The following is a 17,745-nucleotide window of genomic DNA, read 5'->3' as shown; positions in this document are numbered from 1 at the left end:
ACTCTCAACCGAAACGCCCACACACGGGGGCGACCTGGTCGTGGTTTCAGAACCAACACAGTGAACGCGAGCATCAATGGACAAGCCCTCGGCCTATTAGTACCAGTCAACTCCACCGGTTGCCCGGCTTCCATATCTGGCCTATCAACCCAGTCGTCTACTGGGAGCCTTACCCTCTCAAGGAGGTGGGAATACTCATCTCGAAGCAGGCTTCCCGCTTAGATGCTTTCAGCGGTTATCCCTCCCGAACGTAGCCAACCAGCCATGCCCTTGGCAGGACAACTGGCACACCAGAGGTTCGTCCGTCCCGGTCCTCTCGTACTAGGGACAGCCCTTCTCAATATTCCTACGCGCACAGCGGATAGGGACCGAACTGTCTCACGACGTTCTAAACCCAGCTCGCGTACCGCTTTAATGGGCGAACAGCCCAACCCTTGGGACCGACTCCAGCCCCAGGATGCGACGAGCCGACATCGAGGTGCCAAACCATCCCGTCGATATGGACTCTTGGGGAAGATCAGCCTGTTATCCCCGGGGTACCTTTTATCCGTTGAGCGACGGCGCTTCCACAAGCCACCGCCGGATCACTAGTCCCGACTTTCGTCCCTGCTCGACCCGTCGGTCTCACAGTCAAGCTCCCTTGTGCACTTACACTCAACACCTGATTGCCAACCAGGCTGAGGGAACCTTTGGGCGCCTCCGTTACCCTTTGGGAGGCAACCGCCCCAGTTAAACTACCCATCAGACACTGTCCCTGATCCGGATCACGGACCCAGGTTAGACATCCAGCACGACCAGACTGGTATTTCAACGACGACTCCACAACCACTGGCGTGGCTGCTTCAAAGTCTCCCAGCTATCCTACACAAGCCGAACCGAACACCAATATCAAACTGTAGTAAAGGTCCCGGGGTCTTTCCGTCCTGCTGCGCGAAACGAGCATCTTTACTCGTAGTGCAATTTCACCGGGCCTATGGTTGAGACAGTCGAGAAGTCGTTACGCCATTCGTGCAGGTCGGAACTTACCCGACAAGGAATTTCGCTACCTTAGGATGGTTATAGTTACCACCGCCGTTTACTGGCGCTTAAGTTCTCAGCTTCGCCCCACCGAAATGGAGCTAACCGGTCCCCTTAACGTTCCAGCACCGGGCAGGCGTCAGTCCGTATACATCGCCTTACGGCTTCGCACGGACCTGTGTTTTTAGTAAACAGTCGCTTCTCGCTGGTCTCTGCGGCCACCCCCAGCTCACCGAGTAAATCGGATCACCGAGCGTGGCCCCCCTTCTCCCGAAGTTACGGGGGCATTTTGCCGAGTTCCTTAACCATAGTTCACCCGAACGCCTCGGTATTCTCTACCTGACCACCTGAGTCGGTTTAGGGTACGGGCCGCCATGAAACTCGCTAGAGGCTTTTCTCGACAGCATAGGATCATCCACTTCACCACAATCGGCTCGGCATCAGGTCTCAGACTATGTGCAAGGCGGATTTGCCTACCTTGCGTCCTACACCCTTACCCCGGGACAACCACCGCCCGGGATGGACTACCTTCCTGCGTCACCCCATCACTCACCTACTAACCGCTTGGTTCGGCGGCTCCACCACTCCCCTCAACTCCGAAGAGATCAGGGCGGCTTCACGGCCTTAGCATCACGATGCTCGATGTTTGACGCTTCACAGCGGGTACCGGAATATCAACCGGTTATCCATCGACTACGCCTGTCGGCCTCGCCTTAGGTCCCGACTTACCCTGGGCAGATCAGCTTGACCCAGGAACCCTTAGTCAATCGGCGCAAACGTTTCTCACGTTTGTATCGCTACTCATGCCTGCATTCTCACTCGTCAACCGTCCACAACTACCTTCCGGTGCTGCTTCACCCGGCAGACGACGCTCCCCTACCCATCACAGCACCCGTTGGGGCTTATTGCTGCAATGACACGACTTCGGCGGTACGCTTGAGCCCCGCTACATTGTCGGCGCGGAATCACTAGACCAGTGAGCTATTACGCACTCTTTCAAGGGTGGCTGCTTCTAAGCCAACCTCCTGGTTGTCTGTGCGACTCCACATCCTTTCCCACTTAGCGTACGCTTAGGGGCCTTAGTCGATGCTCTGGGCTGTTTCCCTCTCGACCATGGAGCTTATCCCCCACAGTCTCACTGCCGCGCTCTCACTTACCGGCATTCGGAGTTTGGCTAAGGTCAGTAACCCGGTAGGGCCCATCGCCTATCCAGTGCTCTACCTCCGGCAAGAAACACACGACGCTGCACCTAAATGCATTTCGGGGAGAACCAGCTATCACGGAGTTTGATTGGCCTTTCACCCCTAACCACAGGTCATCCCCCAGGTTTTCAACCCTGGTGGGTTCGGTCCTCCACGAAGTCTTACCTCCGCTTCAACCTGCCCATGGCTAGATCACTCCGCTTCGGGTCTTGAGCGTGCTACTGAATCGCCCTGTTCGGACTCGCTTTCGCTACGGCTTCCCCACCCGGGTTAACCTCGCAACACACCGCAAACTCGCAGGCTCATTCTTCAAAAGGCACGCAGTCACGAGATACAGCAAGCTGCATCCGACGCTCCCACGGCTTGTAGGCACACGGTTTCAGGTACTATTTCACTCCGCTCCCGCGGTACTTTTCACCATTCCCTCACGGTACTATCCGCTATCGGTCACCAGGGAATATTTAGGCTTAGCGGGTGGTCCCGCCAGATTCACACGGGATTTCTCGGGCCCCGTGCTACTTGGGTGTCTCTCAAACGAGCCGTTGACGTTTCGACTACGGGGGTCTTACCCTCTACGCCGGACCTTTCGCATGTCCTTCGCCTACATCAACGGTTTCTGACTCGTCCTACGGCCGGCAGACCGCAGAAGAGAGATCCCACAACCCCGCATGCGCAACCCCTGCCGGGTCTCACACGCATACGGTTTGGCCTCATCCGGTTTCGCTCGCCACTACTCCCGGAATCACGGTTGTTTTCTCTTCCTGAGGGTACTGAGATGTTTCACTTCCCCTCGTTCCCTCCACACTGCCTATGTGTTCAGCAGCGGGTGACAGCCCATGACGACTGCCGGGTTTCCCCATTCGGAAACCCCCGGATCAAAGCCTGGTTGACGACTCCCCGGGGACTATCGTGGCCTCCCACGTCCTTCATCGGTTCCTGGTGCCAAGGCATCCACCGTGCGCCCTTAAAAACTTGGCCACAGATGCTCGCGTTCACTGTGCAGTTCTCAAACAACGACCAGCCACCCATCACCCCGAACCAACAGGCTCGAGTTCACTGGGGCCGGCGACTGAAGGAAGAACATTCCCTCAGACACCCAACAGCGTGCCCGACCCGATCCCGTCCGAAGATCATGCTTTCCACGCTCTTGCGAGCAGTACTTGCAGCCTCCGACCCGTGACATCCGGCCGAATAATCAACGTTCCACCCATGAGCAACCAGCACCGGACATTCGCCGATGTACTGGCCTCTGACCGGGCAAGCCCGGTAAGAAGTGCTCCTTAGAAAGGAGGTGATCCAGCCGCACCTTCCGGTACGGCTACCTTGTTACGACTTCGTCCCAATCGCTAGTCCCACCTTCGACAGCTCCCTCCCACAAGGGGTTGGGCCACCGGCTTCGGGTGTTACCAACTTTCGTGACGTGACGGGCGGTGTGTACAAGGCCCGGGAACGTATTCACCGCAGCAATGCTGATCTGCGATTACTAGCAACTCCGACTTCATGGGGTCGAGTTGCAGACCCCAATCCGAACTGAGACCGGCTTTTTGAGATTCGCTCCACCTCACGGTATCGCAGCTCATTGTACCGGCCATTGTAGCACGTGTGCAGCCCAAGACATAAGGGGCATGATGACTTGACGTCGTCCCCACCTTCCTCCGAGTTGACCCCGGCGGTCTCCTGTGAGTCCCCATCACCCCGAAGGGCATGCTGGCAACACAGGACAAGGGTTGCGCTCGTTGCGGGACTTAACCCAACATCTCACGACACGAGCTGACGACAGCCATGCACCACCTGTACACCGACCACAAGGGGGCGCCTGTCTCCAGACGTTTCCGGTGTATGTCAAGCCTTGGTAAGGTTCTTCGCGTTGCGTCGAATTAAGCCACATGCTCCGCTGCTTGTGCGGGCCCCCGTCAATTCCTTTGAGTTTTAGCCTTGCGGCCGTACTCCCCAGGCGGGGAACTTAATGCGTTAGCTGCGGCACCGACGACGTGGAATGTCGCCAACACCTAGTTCCCACCGTTTACGGCGTGGACTACCAGGGTATCTAATCCTGTTCGCTCCCCACGCTTTCGCTCCTCAGCGTCAGTAATGGCCCAGAGATCCGCCTTCGCCACCGGTGTTCCTCCTGATATCTGCGCATTTCACCGCTACACCAGGAATTCCGATCTCCCCTACCACACTCTAGCCTGCCCGTATCGAATGCAGACCCGGGGTTAAGCCCCGGGCTTTCACACCCGACGTGACAAGCCGCCTACGAGCTCTTTACGCCCAATAATTCCGGACAACGCTTGCGCCCTACGTATTACCGCGGCTGCTGGCACGTAGTTAGCCGGCGCTTCTTCTGCAGGTACCGTCACTTTCGCTTCTTCCCTGCTGAAAGAGGTTTACAACCCGAAGGCCGTCATCCCTCACGCGGCGTCGCTGCATCAGGCTTTCGCCCATTGTGCAATATTCCCCACTGCTGCCTCCCGTAGGAGTCTGGGCCGTGTCTCAGTCCCAGTGTGGCCGGTCGCCCTCTCAGGCCGGCTACCCGTCGTCGCCTTGGTGAGCCACTACCTCACCAACAAGCTGATAGGCCGCGGGCTCATCCTTCACCGCCGGAGCTTTCGACCCCCGCAGATGCCTGCAGGAGTGATATCCGGTATTAGACCCCGTTTCCAGGGCTTGTCCCAGAGTGAAGGGCAGATTGCCCACGTGTTACTCACCCGTTCGCCACTAATCCCCACCGAAGTGGTTCATCGTTCGACTTGCATGTGTTAAGCACGCCGCCAGCGTTCGTCCTGAGCCAGGATCAAACTCTCCGTGAATGTTTACCGGTAATCCGGTGCACACATCACGAGAGCGGAACCACCGGAGGAATAGTCCGATGGTTCACAGCGTCCTCGCTGTGTTTTTTCAAAGGAACCTCGTCCCGATCGTGATGACCGGAGACGGGGTATCAACTAATCTGGCGTTGATTTTTGGCACGCTGTTGAGTTCTCAAGGAACGGTCGCTTCCTTTGTACTCACCCTCTCGGGCTTTCCTCCGGGCTTCCCTTCGGTGTTTCCGACTCTATCAGATCTTTCCGATCCGATTTCCTCGGTGCTTTCCAGGTTCCCGCTTTCGCGTTTCCCTTTCCGGCGGTTCCGACTTTATCAGAAGTTCTTGGCCGGTTTGACCAGCCGCTCATTTCTGAGAATCGGGAGAATGCTTCTTCGTATGTCGGTAGCGACTTCTCAGAAGCGAGATAGAGCCTAACGGCCGCCACCGGACTTGTCCAGTTCTAGGCAACTGTTTGAATCTACCTCCCCGCGCCTGCCGTGTCAACAGCTTTTGCGGGGCGAAGAGGAGACTAGCAGCTCACAGGGGCCGGATGCACATCAGGCGGCGGTCGGCACGGCCGCGCTCCGCTCCGCTGCTTCGAGATCACCCGTCTCGCCGGCCCGGGCGGCTCGACCGCCGACGACGTAGACGTACGCGAGGAATGCCAGCTCGGCCAGGACTCCGATGCCGATGCGCGCCCAGGTGGGCAGTCCGGACGGGGTGACGAAGCCTTCGATGGCGCCGGAGACGAACAGGACCAGGGCGAGGCCGATGGCCATCGCGATCGCCGACCGCCCCTCCTCCGCGAGAGCCGTGCGGCGGGTGCGCGGACCGGGGTCGATCAGCGTCCAGCCCAGGCGCAGGCCCGTACCGGCGGCGACGAAGACCGCGGTGAGTTCCAGCAGACCGTGAGGGAGGACCAGGCCCAGGAACGTGTCGAGACGGCCGGCCGAGGACATGAGGCCGAAGCCCACGGCCAGGTTGAGCATGTTCTCGAACAGGATGAAGAGCACCGGCAACCCCAGGAAGACACCCAGGACCAGACACATCGCGGCTGCCTGGGCGTTGTTCGTCCACACCTGGGCGGCGAACGAGGTCGCGGGGTGGCTGGAGTAGTAGGTCTCGTACTCGCCGCCCGGCCGGGTCAGCTCACGCAGCTGGCTGGGCGCGGCTATGGAGGACTGCACGTCGGGGTGGGTGCCGATCCACCAGCCCAGGAGGATCGCGACGGCGGTGGAGACGAGCGCCGTGGGCACCCACCAGTGGCGCGCGCGGTAGACGGCGGCGGGGAAGCCCTGACCGAGGAAACGCGTGACGTCTCTCCAGGAGGCGCGGCGCGTTCCGGTGACCGCGCTGCGCGCGCGGGCGACGAGCTGGCTCAGCCGTCCCGTCAGCTGTGGGTCGGGAGCGCTTGACTGGAGGAGAGACAGATGGGTCGCTGCGCGCTGGTAGAGAGAGACGAGTTCGTCGGCTTCGGCTCCGTCGAGACGGCGCCGGCGGCGGAGGAGGGCGTCGAGGCGGTCCCATTCGGCACGGTGTACGGAGACGAAGACGTCCAGGTCCATCGGGTCTGCCTGCTCCTCGGCTGCTCAGCGACTGATCGTCGTGGAGGCTATCGATTGCTGTCAGCTTGTCGTACTGGGGCGCGATGCGCCCACAGCTTGGCAGACTTGCGGTTCACGCGGTGGACCAGGGAAGGACGGCGGGCGTGACTGAGCTGGTGACGGGCGAGGCGGTGGCCCTGGAGCTACGCCCTGCGAAGCTGCCGAGCAGGGCGTTGGCGGTGCTGCTCGATCTGGTGGCGGCCATGATCGCGTACATCCTCGTGACCGTACTGGTGGTGGCGACGACGGCTTCCTTGGACGAGGCGGCGCAGACGGCGCTGGCGATCGCGACGTTCCTGCTGGTACTGATCGGCGGCCCCATCGCGGTGGAGACGCTCACGCACGGGCGTTCGCTGGGGAAGCTCGCGTTCGGGCTGCGCGTGGTGCGGGACGACGGCGGGCCGATCCGCTTCCGGCACGCCCTCGTGCGGGGTGCCATCGGTGTCGTCGAGATTCTGCTGACGTTCGGGGTGGTGGCCTGCATCGCCTCGCTGGTGTCGGCGCGCGGGCGGCGGCTCGGGGACGTGTTCGCGGGCACCCTCGTGGTGCGTGAGCGGATACCCGCCGGACGTGGCGGCTTCGTTCCGCCTCCCCCTCCGTGGCTGGCCGGCCGGTTCGGCGGGCTGGATCTGTCGGCGGTTCCGGACGGGCTGTGGCTGGCCGTCCGGCAGTACCTGTCCCGTATGCAGCAGCTCGATCCGCAGGTGTCCCTGCACATGGCGCGGCGGCTCGCGGACGATCTCGCGGCGCGCACCGGTTCTCCGGCGCCGCAGGGGATCCCGCCGGCCGCGTTCCTCGCGGCCGTGGTGCACGAGCGGCAGTCGCGGGAGGCCCGGCAGGCGTTCGCCGCCGCACGCTTCGCCCCGCCGGCCGCTCATCGGACTCCGGTGGAGGCGGGGGCGGGTAGGCCCGTGCAGGCGCAGCCGTGGGCCGGGGAGCCGCAGACGTCCTCCCTGCCCCTGGCTCCTGCGACGCCCCCGCGTTCACCGCTCTCCTCGACACCGGTGCCGCCACGGGACGAGTCGCCGGCCGAGCGGCCGGCGACCGGGTTCGCGCCTCCGGCCTAGGGGCGGCGTCCCGGGGCAGCCGTGCTGTCCCTGGAGCTCAGTCGAACCGCGACGGTGGTGACTGGAGGTCCTCCAGCTCGATCCCGGGTGCCGCCAGAACGACGTCCCCGGCGATGTGGATCGCGTGCTGTTCACCGGTGTCCAGGGCTGTGACCTGGTATTCGTCCACCGTCAGTGGGCCGTTGTCAGTGGCGTGTGTTTCGCTCTTCACCAAGGCCCAGGACTGGTCCACGGTGCGGGGGGCGAGGACCGGATCCGTGAAGGCGACCAGGCGTACGCGGGTCGCGGCGGAGGAGGGGGTGAGACGCAGGAGACGGGCGGTGGCGACGAGGAACGCGGGGGACGTGCCGGTGAAGGCGTGGGCGCGCACATTGCCTTCGGTGGCATGGGCGCCGGTGGGGTCGGTCCGGACCCAGGTGACGCCGTCGAGGGCCGCACCGCGCACCTGCCAGCCTCCCGCGTGGAGTTCGAGGCGGATGGGGCGGCCGAGTTCGTCGAGGGCGAGGTCGACCGAGCCGAGGTGGTCGCCGGCGGGGGTCGTCAGCCGGGAGACGTAGCGCCAACCGGAGGGGCCGGGGGCGCACTGGAAGTGTTCTTCCGCGAGGGGGGTGTGATCGTGCGGATCGTGGAGCGAATAGCGGCCGCGGGGCATGGGGGTCCTGGGTCGTGACGGGCCGGCCGGCGTGACCGCGGCGGGCGGAGTTGTGAGACCGCGGCGGCCAACGGGGCAGGCCCCCGGCACGGGGGTGCGGGGGCCTGCCTCGGAGGTACTGCCGCGGAGGAGCGCGTCAGCGCGGTGACGCGCTCGCCACGGGCCGCGCCGGGTTGCTCAGTAGCGGTAGTGGTCGGACTTGTACGGGCCGTCGACCTCGACGCCGATGTACGCCGCCTGCTCCGGACGCAGCGTCGTGAGCTTCACGCCGAGCGCGTCCAGGTGGAGACGGGCGACCTTCTCGTCGAGGTGCTTGGGCAGCACGTACACGTCGGTCGGGTACTCGTCGGGCTTGGTGAACAGCTCGATCTGGGCCAGGGTCTGGTCCGCGAAGGAGTTGGACATCACGAACGACGGGTGGCCGGTGGCGTTGCCCAGGTTCAGCAGGCGCCCCTCCGACAGCACGATGATCACCTTGCCGTCGGGGAACGTCCACGTGTGGACCTGCGGCTTGACCTCGTCCTTGACGATGCCGGGGATCTTCGCCAGGCCGGCCATGTCGATCTCGTTGTCGAAGTGACCGATGTTGCCCACGATGGCCTGGTGCTTCATCTTGACCATGTCGGCGGCCATGATGATGTCCTTGTTGCCGGTCGTGGTGACGAAGATGTCGGCCTTGTCGACGACCTCGTCGAGGGTCGTGACCTGGTAGCCGTCCATCGCCGCCTGCAGCGCGCAGATCGGGTCGATCTCGGTGATGATCACCCGGGCGCCCTGGCCGCGCAGGGACTCGGCGCAGCCCTTGCCGACGTCGCCGTAGCCGCAGACGACGGCGGTCTTGCCGCCGATGAGGACGTCGGTGGCGCGGTTGATGCCGTCCACCAGCGAGTGCCGGCAGCCGTACTTGTTGTCGAACTTCGACTTCGTCACCGCGTCGTTCACGTTGATCGCCGGGAACAGCAGGGTGCCGTCACGGTGCATCTCGTACAGACGGTGGACACCGGTGGTGGTCTCCTCGGTGACACCGCGGATCTCCGAGGCGAGCTGAGTCCACTTCTGCGAGCCGTCGGTGATGGTGCGGTGCAGGAGCTCGAGGATGACGCGGTGCTCGTCGGACTCGGCGGTGTCGACGGAGGGGACCTTGCCGTCCTTCTCGTACTCGACGCCCTTGTGGACGAGGAGGGTGGCGTCACCACCGTCGTCCAGGATCATGTTCGGGCCGCCGGTGGGGCTGTCCGGCCAGGTCAGCGCCTGCTCGGTGCACCACCAGTACTCCTCCAGCGTCTCGCCCTTCCATGCGAAGACCGGGATGCCCTGGGGGTTGTCGGGCGTGCCGTTCGGGCCGACGGCGATGGCGGCGGCCGCGTGGTCCTGGGTGGAGAAGATGTTGCAGGAGGCCCAGCGGACCTGGGCGCCCAGCGCGGCCAGCGTCTCGATGAGTACCGCGGTCTGCACCGTCATGTGCAGCGAACCGGTGATCCGGGCACCGGCCAGCGGCTGCGCCTCGGCGTACTCCTTGCGGATCGACATCAGACCGGGCATCTCGTGCTCGGCGAGGGTGATCTCCTTGCGGCCGAACTCGGCCAGCGAGAGATCGGCGACCTTGAAGTCCTGTCGGTTGTCGACAGTCGTCATTGCGAGCTGCTCCTCGGGGTTGGGGCGAGGTGGGTAGGGCTGGTCTGCGCGGCGGCGGACACAGGAGTGCCCGAGAAGAGGACACAGGCATGCCCGCGTGCGCGCAGCGCAGTCCGTCGGAGGCCCTCTCTCCCTCGGCCGGTCCGCGGAGGGACCGCCCGACCGCCATCAGCAGCGACGTCTGGCTCCGTCCCAAGCTACACCGCTGAACCCGGTCGCCCCCAGTCCGTCTGCGCACGGTTCGGGTCGTACGGGGGGCTGTTTCCAGCCGGGGCGGGGCCCCGGCGGGGCCTCTCGCAGGCTTCGCACCGGGTCCGCACGGAGTGTTCGCAGCCGGCCGATATCCTCCGCGCCGCGGATGGTCCGCGTAGGGAGGACGGGACATGGCGGGCACGGGGCGGGGACGGGGTCTGACGGTCGCGGCGCTGGTGACAGGGCTGCTGGGGCTGCTGCTGGGAATTGGCTCGTTCACCTACGGGCGCGGCGCGTACGGCCTGGGGACCGTGCGGAGCGGGAACATGACGCCGACGTACGAGCCGGGTGACCGGATCGTGTGGGAGCGGGTGGACGGCGACGAGGTGCGGCGCGGTGATGTCGTGGCGTTCTCGGCGCCGGACCGCTATCCGGGTGTCGGGGTTCACGTCCAGCGGGTGATCGGGGTGGGCGGCGACCGGGTGGCGTGCTGCACGCTCGTGGGCGGCAGGGAGCGGGTCACCCTGAACGGGAAGCCGGTCGAGGAGCCGTATCTGTTTCAGGGCGAGGCCGACGGTGTGCACCACCCGTACGACGTGAAGGTGCCACGGGGCCGGTTGTTCCTGCTGGGCGACCACCGGTCGAACTCGATGGACTCGCGTTTCTTCGTCGCGGAACACGACGGCACTCTTCCGGTGGGTGCCGTGCAGGGGCGGCTGACCGGGGACCGGGCGGGCCTGGCCCTGGTGGGGACGGCCCTGCTCGTCGGTGTGGTGCTGGTCCTCACCGGTATCGGCCTGGGGATCGGTGCCCTGGTCGTACGGCGGCGGAAGTCGTCGCCGGTGCCGCCGGTGCCCTGGCCGGTGGGACCGGCGCAGGGCTGAGGGGCGTACCGTCCGGCCTCAGTGGCCGGCCGCGTGCGGGTTCGGGCCGCCCGGGGTCGCCTTCGGGTCCGGGCCCTTGGCGGCCTCGGCCTCGCTGTAGATGTCCGGCTCCAGGTAGATGACACGGGCGATGGGGACGGCGGCGCGGATGCGGGCCTCGGCGGCGTCGATGGCCTCGGCGACCTTGTCGGCCGTGTCGTCGTGCTGCACGGCGATCTTGGCGGCGATCAGCAGTTCCTCGGGGCCCAGGTGCAGGGTGCGCATGTGGATGACGCGGGTGACGGTGTCACCGTCGACGATCGCGGCCTCGATCTTCTGGACGTCCTCGAGGCCGGCGGCCTCGCCGAGCAGCAGTGACTTGGTCTCGGCGGCCAGGACGAGGGCGATGGAGACGAGCAGGACACCGATGCAGACGGTGCCGATGCCGTCCCAGACGCCGTCGCCGGTGAGCAGGGCGAGGCCGACGCCGCCGAGGGCGAGGACCAGGCCGATGAGCGCGCCGAAGTCCTCCAGGAGGACGACGGGCAGCTCGGGGGCCTTCGCCCGGCGGATGAACTGGGCCCAGGAGAGCTTGCCGCGCAGCTCGTTGGACTCCTTGATGGCCGTGCGGAAGGAGAAGCCCTCGGCGATGATCGCGAAGACCAGGACGCCCACCGGCCAGTACCAGTTCTCCAGCTCGTGCGGGTGGACGACCTTCTCGTAGCCCTCGTAGATGGCGAACATGCCGCCGATGGAGAAGAGCACGATCGACACGAGGAACGCGTAGATGTAGCGCTCGCGGCCGAACCCGAACGGGTGCTGCGGGGTGGCCTCGCGCTGGGCGCGCTTGCCGCCGAGGAGCAGCAGGAACTGGTTCCCGGAGTCGGCGAGCGAGTGGACGCCCTCGGCGAGCATCGAGGAGGAGCCGCTGAACGCGAACGCCACGAACTTCGATGCCGCGATGGCGAGGTTGGCGCCGAGTGCCGCCACGATCGCCCTGGTTCCGCCTGACGCGCTCATGTGTCCGCGTTGTCCCTTCGCCTGTGTGGCCCTCGTACGTCCACGCCGTCCCGGCGTGTACCCGGCTTTGCCCGGCCTTTGCCGGTGGGCCATTCTTGCAGCCCGGCCGGGCACCGGTTCCTCAGGTGTCCACGACCCCGGTCATACGATCACGGTGGCGCGGAACACGGTGCCCGCACCCGAGAGCTCCGCCTTCTCGCCGGCCGGTACGAACACCGACCGGCCGGGGGTCAGCTCGTGTTCCCCGGCCCGGACGGAGCCGGCCGTGCAGAGCAGGATCTGCGGGGTGTCGCGGGTGACGTCGTGGGTGGTGCCGCCCTCGGGCAGGACGAAGCGGGAGAGCCGGAACTCGTCGATCGGCGTCTCGTACACCTCCTCGTCGTCCGGGGAGGCCTCGGGGCGCAGGACACCGGCGTCGCTGGGCTCGAAGCGGACGATGCGCAGGAGTTCGGGGACGTCGACGTGCTTGGGGGTCAGGCCGCAGCGCAGGACGTTGTCGGAGTTGGCCATGATCTCGACGCCGAGCCCGTTCAGGTAGGCGTGCGGGATGCCGGCGCCGAGGAACAGGGCCTCGCCGGGCTGCAGGCGGACGTGATTGAGGAGCATGGCCGCGATGACGCCGGGGTCGCCCGGGTAGTGGTGGGCGATGTCGGCGTAGGGGGCGTAGTCGCCGCCGAGGCGGGTGCAGGCGGCGGTGGCCTCGGCGACGGTGTGGGCCATCTCCGCCGGGTCGGCGCTGAGGACGGCGGTGAGGACCTCGCGCAGGGCCGCTTCCGCGGGGTGGGCGTGCAGCAGGTCGACGTACGGCTTGAGGGAGTCGACGCCGAGGCCGTCGAGCAGGTCCGCGGTCGCGAGGGGGTCGCGGAAGCCGCAGAGGCCGTCGAACTCGGTGAGCGCGCAGATGAGTTCGGGCTTGTGGTTGGCGTCCTTGTAGTTGCGGTGCGGGGCGTCGATCGGGATGCCGCGGCGCTCCTCGTCGGCGTACCCCTCCTCGGCCTGCCGCAGGTCGGGGTGGACCTGGAGGGAGAGGGGCGCGCCGGCGGCGAGGATTTTCAGCAGGAACGGCAGTGTCGGCCCGAACTTCGCGACCGCCGCCGCGCCGAGCTCCTGTTCGGGGTCGGCGTCGATGACCTCGACGAGGGTGCCGCGCCCGGTGCGCGAGGGCGCGCCCGGGTGCGCGCCCATCCACATCTCCGCCTGCGGCTCCCCGGTCGGTTCGACGCCGAGGAGGTGCGGGATGGCGGTGGCGGAACCCCAGGCGTAGGGGCGGACGGTGTTGTCGAGGCGGTCCATGTGTCTTCTCTGTCTCCGTGCTTACGCTGCTCGGCCGGTGTCGGTGCCGGTCCCGGTCGCTGCGCCGGTCGTCGTGCCGGGCTGCGCGCAGGACCGTCGGCCGGCGGTGGGCGCGAGTCGTCCGGCCCGCGACAAGATCAGGCCCTGGAAGCGAGCGCCAGGTAAACGGCGGCGAAATCCGTGACGGCGATCAGTTCCGCGAGGGTCTCCAGTTCGTCGCCCTCGTCCGGTTCGAGTTCGCTGATCGGGGTGTCGTGGCTCAGAGCGATGTCGCGGGCGCCGGGGGCGGCGGTGAGACCGCCGATCGGGCGGTCGCGCAGCAGCACCACGCGCGCGTGCAGCGCGGGGGGTTCTTCGACGCGGTCGCGGAAGAAGTCCTCCGGGTCGGCGCTCGCGGCGAGCGGGCCGGCCAGCAGGGCGTTGTGCGCGGCGAGGGCCTCGGGCAGTTCGGCGACGACCGCGGGGCGGCCGGCGAGGTCGGCCAGGGCGGCGGCGAACCGGCGGCCGGCCGGGCCCGCCGAGTTGCCTTCCGTCCACACCACGGGCAGCGAGTCGGCGAGTTCCGCGGCGAGGGTCTTCGCGGGGTTGCTGTAGGTGGCGATGGCCGGCCCGCAGCGCTCCGCGATGTCGTCCAGGCGGTCGGCGATCTTCTCCAGGGCGTCCTGCGGGGCGCCGAGCAGGCCGATGCGGTCCAGGAGCGCCAGGAGCGGGGTCAGCAGGGCCCAGAAGACGCCCGGGGAGGACGCGGCGATCGGTTCCTCGTGGTCGTACGGTGCCGTCGCCATCGGCAGGAACATGCCGTGGGCGCCGGCGACCGCCTCGGCGAGCGGGGTGCCCGCGGGGGCGACGGCGACGACCGAGCAGCCGCGGCGGTAGGCCTGGTCGGTCAGGAGGGAGAGGCTCGGTTCGGTGCCGTCGGGGGTGGCGATCAGCAGCAGGTCCACCGACCCGGCCCAGCCCGGGAGTTCCCAGCGCAGGGCGCCCGCGGCCGGGGCGACACCGGTGGGGGCGAGGCGGACGACGGGGCTGCCGGCGCCGGCGAGGGTGCCGAGGAGGTCGGCGGTGTGGGTGGCGGCGGCTCCGGGGCCGGCGATCAGGACCGCGCGGGGGCGGCCGTCGGGCTTGAGGTCTCCGATGCCGGCCTCCGCGGCGTGCCGGGCGGCGGTGCGGACGCGGGCGCCGGCCTCCGCCGCGCCGCGCAGCAGGCCTAGGCGGTCGGCCTCGGCGAGGCCCTCCGGGGTGTCGAGCAGCGATTCGTCCAGCATGGGCGGCAGCCTCTTCCGATCGCCGGGGTCCTGTGCGGGAGGTGGGCGCGAGGGGCCGCGTCGGCCGCGGGCGGACGGTCACCGGCGCGGGGACGGTGCCTCACCCGTGCGCGGGCCCCTCGTCGCTTACGAGGTGAAGGGTGTCGTCACGCGGGGCGGCGGGCCTCGTCCACGAGCAGGACCGGGATGCCGTCACGGACGGGGTAGGCGAGGCCGCAGTCCTGGCTCGTGCAGATCAGCTCGGTGTCCTGCTCCTTCAGGGGGGCGTGGCACGCGGGGCAGGCGAGGATCTCCAGGAGGCCGGCTTCGAGCGGCATGGGGTGTCCCTTCTGAGGCGGGTACGGCTCTGTGGATGTGCTGGTCAGCGTACCGCCGAAGGGGCCGCGCCGGAGGGTCCGGGCGACTTCCGGCGGCGGCCTGCGGCCGAGGGTCAGGCCCTGATGAGGGACAGGACCTCGTCCCGGATCCGGGTCATCGTCGCCTCGTCCTCGGCTTCCGCGTTCAGGCGGAGCAGCGGCTCGGTGTTCGAGGGGCGGACGTTGAACCACCAGCCGGGCGCGGCGACCGTGAGGCCGTCGAGGTCGTCGAGGGTGACGTCGGGGCGGCCCTCGTAGGCGGCGCGGACGGCGGCGAGACGGGCGTTCTGGTCGGCGACCGTGGAGTTGATCTCGCCGGAGCCGGTGTAGCGGTCGTACTGGGCGACGAGGGAGGACAGCGGGTCCCGCTGCCCGCCGAGGGCGGCGAGGACGTGCAGGGCGGCCAGCATGCCCGTGTCGGCGTTCCAGAAGTCCTTGAAGTAGTAGTGGGCGGAGTGCTCGCCGCCGAAGATCGCGCCGGTGCGGGCCATCTCGGCCTTGATGAAGGAGTGGCCGACACGGGTGCGTTCCGGTGTGCCGCCGTTCTCCCGCACCACCTCGGGGACGGTGCGGGAGGTGATCAGGTTGTGGATGACGGTGCCCGTGCCGCCGTTGCGGGCCAGTTCGCGGGCGGCGACCAGCGCGGTGATCGCGGACGGGGAGACCGGGTCGCCGTTCTCGTCCACGACGAAGCAGCGGTCGGCGTCGCCGTCGAAGGCGATGCCGAGGTCGGCGCCCTCCGCCGGGACCCGCTTCTGCAGGTCCACGAGGTTGGCCGGGTCGAGCGGGTTGGCCTCGTGGTTGGGGAAGGTGCCGTCCAGTTCGAAGTACATCGGGACGAGGCTCAGGGGAAGGCCGGCGAAGACGTTGGGGACCGTGTGGCCGCCCATGCCGTTGCCCGCGTCCACGACGACCTTCAGGGGACGGATGGAGGTCAGGTCGACGAGGGAGCGCAGGTACGCCGCGTAGTCGTCCAGCGTCTCGCGGGCGGTGAGGGCTCCCCGCTCGGCGGCGGGCCGCGGTGCGCCCGACTCCAGCCAGCCCTCGACCAGTTCGCGGATCTGGGCGAGGCCGGTGTCCTGGCCGACCGGGGCGGCGCCCGCGCGGCACAGCTTGATCCCGTTGTACTGGGCCGGGTTGTGCGAGGCGGTGAACATCGCGCCGGGCAGGTTCAGCGCGCCGGAGGCGTAGTACAGCTGGTCCGTGGAGCACAGGCCGATCTCGGTGACGTCCACTCCGCGGTCGGCGGCGCCGTGGGCGAACGCGCGGGACAGGCCGGGGGACGAGGGCCGCATGTCGTGGCCGACGACGATCGCCGCCGCACCCGTCACCTCCGCGAAGGCGGCGCCGAAGAGCCGGGCCAGTGACTCGTCCCACTGGTCCGGGACCACTCCGCGCACGTCGTACGCCTTCACGATCTGCGACAGATCAGCAGTCACGGCCAACCCTCCTGAAAGTCCTATGGGTGCCCACAAACTACCCGGCCGGGGTGGGAGCGAGGTGTGCGGACACCGTGCGGACACCAGGTGGTTCCCTCGCCGTGACGGACGGCGGGGCGAGAAGTGGCGCGGTGGCGGCCCCGGGACGGGCCGCAGGCGGGGTGTCGGCTCAGTTGTCCGGGGAGCGCAGGACCCGCAGGTGACCTCGGCGGGCGACCTCCATGGGGTCCGCCGTGCGGGCTCCGCCGCCGGCCTCGGCCGCGCGCTCCTGGGGGCGGGCCGCCTCGCGCACCGCGTTGGCGAGTGCTTCGAGGTCGTCGCCGCTGGGCCGGGCGGGAGCGGAGCCGTCGAGGAGGCGGACGACCTCCCAGCCGCGCGGGGCGGTGAGGCGCTCGGAGTGCTCGGCGCACAGGTCGTAGCAGTGGGGTTCGGCGTAGGTGGCGAGCGGGCCGAGGACCGCGGTCGAGTCGGCGTAGACGTACGTCAGCGTCGCGACGGCGGGTCGGCCGCAGGCGGTGCGCGAACAGCGACGTACAGGGCTCACGACGTTGGACGGTACCGCACTCTTGAGCGGGCCGCGACGACTCTCCCCCAGGTCACTCCACCGTGTCGTGCTGTGAAACACCCCACACGCCGTGTTAGGCGGACGTCGCTGACCTGCGCGGACAAGGGTGCGGCGGGCCCGGGGCGCTACTGCATCCGGTCACGAGTCGGCATAAACAACGTCAATTGCCTTGAGTTCGGCGGTCTTGGAGGGTTACGGAAACGAGCCAGACCTTGGCCTGAACGGTCATCCTGCGACAGGGGGTCGCCGGTGGACGGTTGCCGCGTGGGGCCGGGCGGCCGCAGCGCACGGGGACTAGGCTTCACCGGTGATGGACAACCGTGTACCGCCCCGTGCCGCAGGCCCCGGGCCTCGTCGCCGTGACCGCCACGGGCGGGGCATGCGAGGGCCGATCGCACCTCCGCAGGTGCCGCTGGCGGCGAGCCGTGCCGAGGTGTTCGCGGATCTGGTGCAGGACTCCGTGGAGCGGCTGGAGCGGCGGTGGCCGCAGCTGGGGGACATCGATTTCCTCGTGCTGGAGGTGCCCCGGCTGGACGGCAAGGGCGATCAGGCCGAGTGGAGCGACGAGGCCGTGCCGCTCGGCGGAATCATCCCCGCGCGTGACGGGCGGCGGGCGCGGGTGGTCGTGTACCGGCGGCCGGTGGAGATCCGGACCAAGGGGCGGGACGAGCGGGCCGCGCTGGTGCACGAGGTGGTCGTGGAGCAGGTGGCGGAGCTGCTGGGGCTCACGCCGGAGACGGTGGACCCGCGGTACGGGGAGGACTAGGTC

12 protein-coding genes and 2 rRNA genes are annotated in these 17,745 nt (G+C 67.5%); 3 read left to right on the top strand and 11 right to left on the bottom strand.

Features of this window, described 5'->3' with window-relative positions; translation table 11 throughout:
* Positions 1-76: 76 nt before the first annotated feature.
* The 3 genes from BLW57_RS23455 to BLW57_RS23440 all read right to left on the bottom strand — a co-directional run bounded on the left by BLW57_RS23455 (position 77) and on the right by BLW57_RS23440 (position 6,590).
* Positions 77-3,197: ribosomal RNA gene (locus BLW57_RS23455) — 23S ribosomal RNA — on the bottom strand.
* A 306-nt stretch (positions 3,198-3,503) separates the two neighbouring features.
* Positions 3,504-5,029: ribosomal RNA gene (locus BLW57_RS23450) — 16S ribosomal RNA — on the bottom strand.
* The 16S and 23S rRNA genes sit together here, the layout of an rRNA operon.
* Positions 5,030-5,582: 553 nt before the next feature.
* Positions 5,583-6,590: a stage II sporulation protein M gene (locus tag BLW57_RS23440; protein WP_093477173.1), complete on the bottom strand. Its 1,008-nt coding sequence runs from the start codon at positions 6,588-6,590 to the stop codon at positions 5,583-5,585.
* 143 nt (positions 6,591-6,733) lie between these two features.
* Between BLW57_RS23440 and BLW57_RS23435 the strand changes: the two genes are divergently transcribed.
* Positions 6,734-7,696, top strand: coding sequence for an RDD family protein (locus tag BLW57_RS23435; protein ID WP_093477171.1), 963 nt, complete (start codon positions 6,734-6,736; stop codon positions 7,694-7,696).
* A gap of 37 nt (positions 7,697-7,733) precedes the next feature.
* On the opposite strand, the gene BLW57_RS23430 is transcribed toward BLW57_RS23435, so the two are convergent.
* Both BLW57_RS23430 and ahcY read right to left on the bottom strand, forming a co-directional pair.
* The gene (locus tag BLW57_RS23430) at positions 7,734-8,348 is read right to left on the bottom strand and encodes a hypothetical protein (protein ID WP_093477169.1); all 615 of its coding nucleotides are present in this window, start codon (positions 8,346-8,348) and stop codon (positions 7,734-7,736) included.
* Positions 8,349-8,525: 177 nt separating this feature from the next.
* Complete coding sequence (ahcY, locus tag BLW57_RS23425; RefSeq protein ID WP_093477166.1) at positions 8,526-9,983, bottom strand: adenosylhomocysteinase; 1,458 nt, start codon at positions 9,981-9,983, stop codon at positions 8,526-8,528.
* A gap of 383 nt (positions 9,984-10,366) precedes the next feature.
* Here ahcY and lepB point away from each other — a divergent pair, with 383 nt between their 5' ends.
* Complete coding sequence (gene lepB, locus BLW57_RS23420; RefSeq protein ID WP_093477163.1) at positions 10,367-11,059, top strand: signal peptidase I; 693 nt, start codon at positions 10,367-10,369, stop codon at positions 11,057-11,059.
* 18 nt (positions 11,060-11,077) lie between these two features.
* Here the strand turns inward: lepB and BLW57_RS23415 are convergent, their stop codons facing one another.
* The 6 genes from BLW57_RS23415 to BLW57_RS23390 all read right to left on the bottom strand — a co-directional run bounded on the left by BLW57_RS23415 (position 11,078) and on the right by BLW57_RS23390 (position 16,955).
* The gene (locus BLW57_RS23415) at positions 11,078-12,058 is read right to left on the bottom strand and encodes a cation diffusion facilitator family transporter (RefSeq protein WP_093477161.1); all 981 of its coding nucleotides are present in this window, start codon (positions 12,056-12,058) and stop codon (positions 11,078-11,080) included.
* Between the two features lie 141 nt (positions 12,059-12,199).
* Positions 12,200-13,351 carry a mannose-6-phosphate isomerase, class I gene (manA, locus tag BLW57_RS23410; RefSeq protein ID WP_093477158.1) on the bottom strand — a complete coding sequence of 384 codons (1,152 nt, stop codon included), beginning with the start codon at positions 13,349-13,351 and terminating at the stop codon, positions 12,200-12,202.
* A gap of 137 nt (positions 13,352-13,488) precedes the next feature.
* Positions 13,489-14,616, bottom strand: a complete 1,128-nt coding sequence (locus BLW57_RS23405; RefSeq protein WP_093477156.1) for an SIS domain-containing protein — start codon at positions 14,614-14,616, stop codon at positions 13,489-13,491.
* A 146-nt stretch (positions 14,617-14,762) separates the two neighbouring features.
* Positions 14,763-14,933, bottom strand: a complete 171-nt coding sequence (locus BLW57_RS23400) for a Trm112 family protein (RefSeq protein ID WP_079060162.1) — start codon at positions 14,931-14,933, stop codon at positions 14,763-14,765.
* A gap of 113 nt (positions 14,934-15,046) precedes the next feature.
* Positions 15,047-16,411, bottom strand: coding sequence for a phosphomannomutase/phosphoglucomutase (locus BLW57_RS23395; protein WP_093477154.1), 1,365 nt, complete (start codon positions 16,409-16,411; stop codon positions 15,047-15,049).
* A gap of 169 nt (positions 16,412-16,580) precedes the next feature.
* Entirely contained in the window at positions 16,581-16,955 is a 375-nt protein-coding gene (locus BLW57_RS23390; RefSeq protein WP_037660842.1) for a DUF3499 domain-containing protein, read from the bottom strand.
* Positions 16,956-17,355: 400 nt separating this feature from the next.
* On the opposite strand from BLW57_RS23390, the gene BLW57_RS23385 reads away from it, so the two are divergent.
* Positions 17,356-17,742: a metallopeptidase family protein gene (locus tag BLW57_RS23385; protein ID WP_093477152.1), complete on the top strand. Its 387-nt coding sequence runs from the start codon at positions 17,356-17,358 to the stop codon at positions 17,740-17,742.
* Positions 17,743-17,745 lie beyond the last annotated feature (3 nt).

It is taken from the genome of Streptomyces sp. 1222.5, assembly GCF_900105245.1.
GTDB classification, from domain to species: Bacteria; Actinomycetota; Actinomycetes; order Streptomycetales; family Streptomycetaceae; genus Streptomyces; species Streptomyces albidocamelliae.
The sequence above is the reverse complement of the archived record's forward strand: the minus strand, read 5'-3'. Positions and strand labels throughout refer to the sequence as shown.

Excerpts from the sequence above, each read along its gene's own strand:
- BLW57_RS23440 (WP_093477173.1), bottom strand. The coding sequence starts at position 6,590 with ATGGACCTGGACGTCTTCGTCTCCGTACACCGTGCCGAATGGGACCGC.
- BLW57_RS23430 (WP_093477169.1), bottom strand. The coding sequence starts at position 8,348 with ATGCCCCGCGGCCGCTATTCGCTCCACGATCCGCACGATCACACCCCC.
- ahcY (WP_093477166.1), bottom strand. The coding sequence starts at position 9,983 with ATGACGACTGTCGACAACCGACAGGACTTCAAGGTCGCCGATCTCTCG.
- lepB (WP_093477163.1), top strand. The coding sequence starts at position 10,367 with ATGGCGGGCACGGGGCGGGGACGGGGTCTGACGGTCGCGGCGCTGGTG.
- BLW57_RS23415 (WP_093477161.1), bottom strand. The coding sequence starts at position 12,058 with ATGAGCGCGTCAGGCGGAACCAGGGCGATCGTGGCGGCACTCGGCGCC.
- manA (WP_093477158.1), bottom strand. The coding sequence starts at position 13,351 with ATGGACCGCCTCGACAACACCGTCCGCCCCTACGCCTGGGGTTCCGCC.
- BLW57_RS23405 (WP_093477156.1), bottom strand. The coding sequence starts at position 14,616 with ATGCTGGACGAATCGCTGCTCGACACCCCGGAGGGCCTCGCCGAGGCC.
- BLW57_RS23400 (WP_079060162.1), bottom strand. The coding sequence starts at position 14,933 with ATGCCGCTCGAAGCCGGCCTCCTGGAGATCCTCGCCTGCCCCGCGTGC.
- BLW57_RS23385 (WP_093477152.1), top strand. The coding sequence starts at position 17,356 with ATGCGAGGGCCGATCGCACCTCCGCAGGTGCCGCTGGCGGCGAGCCGT.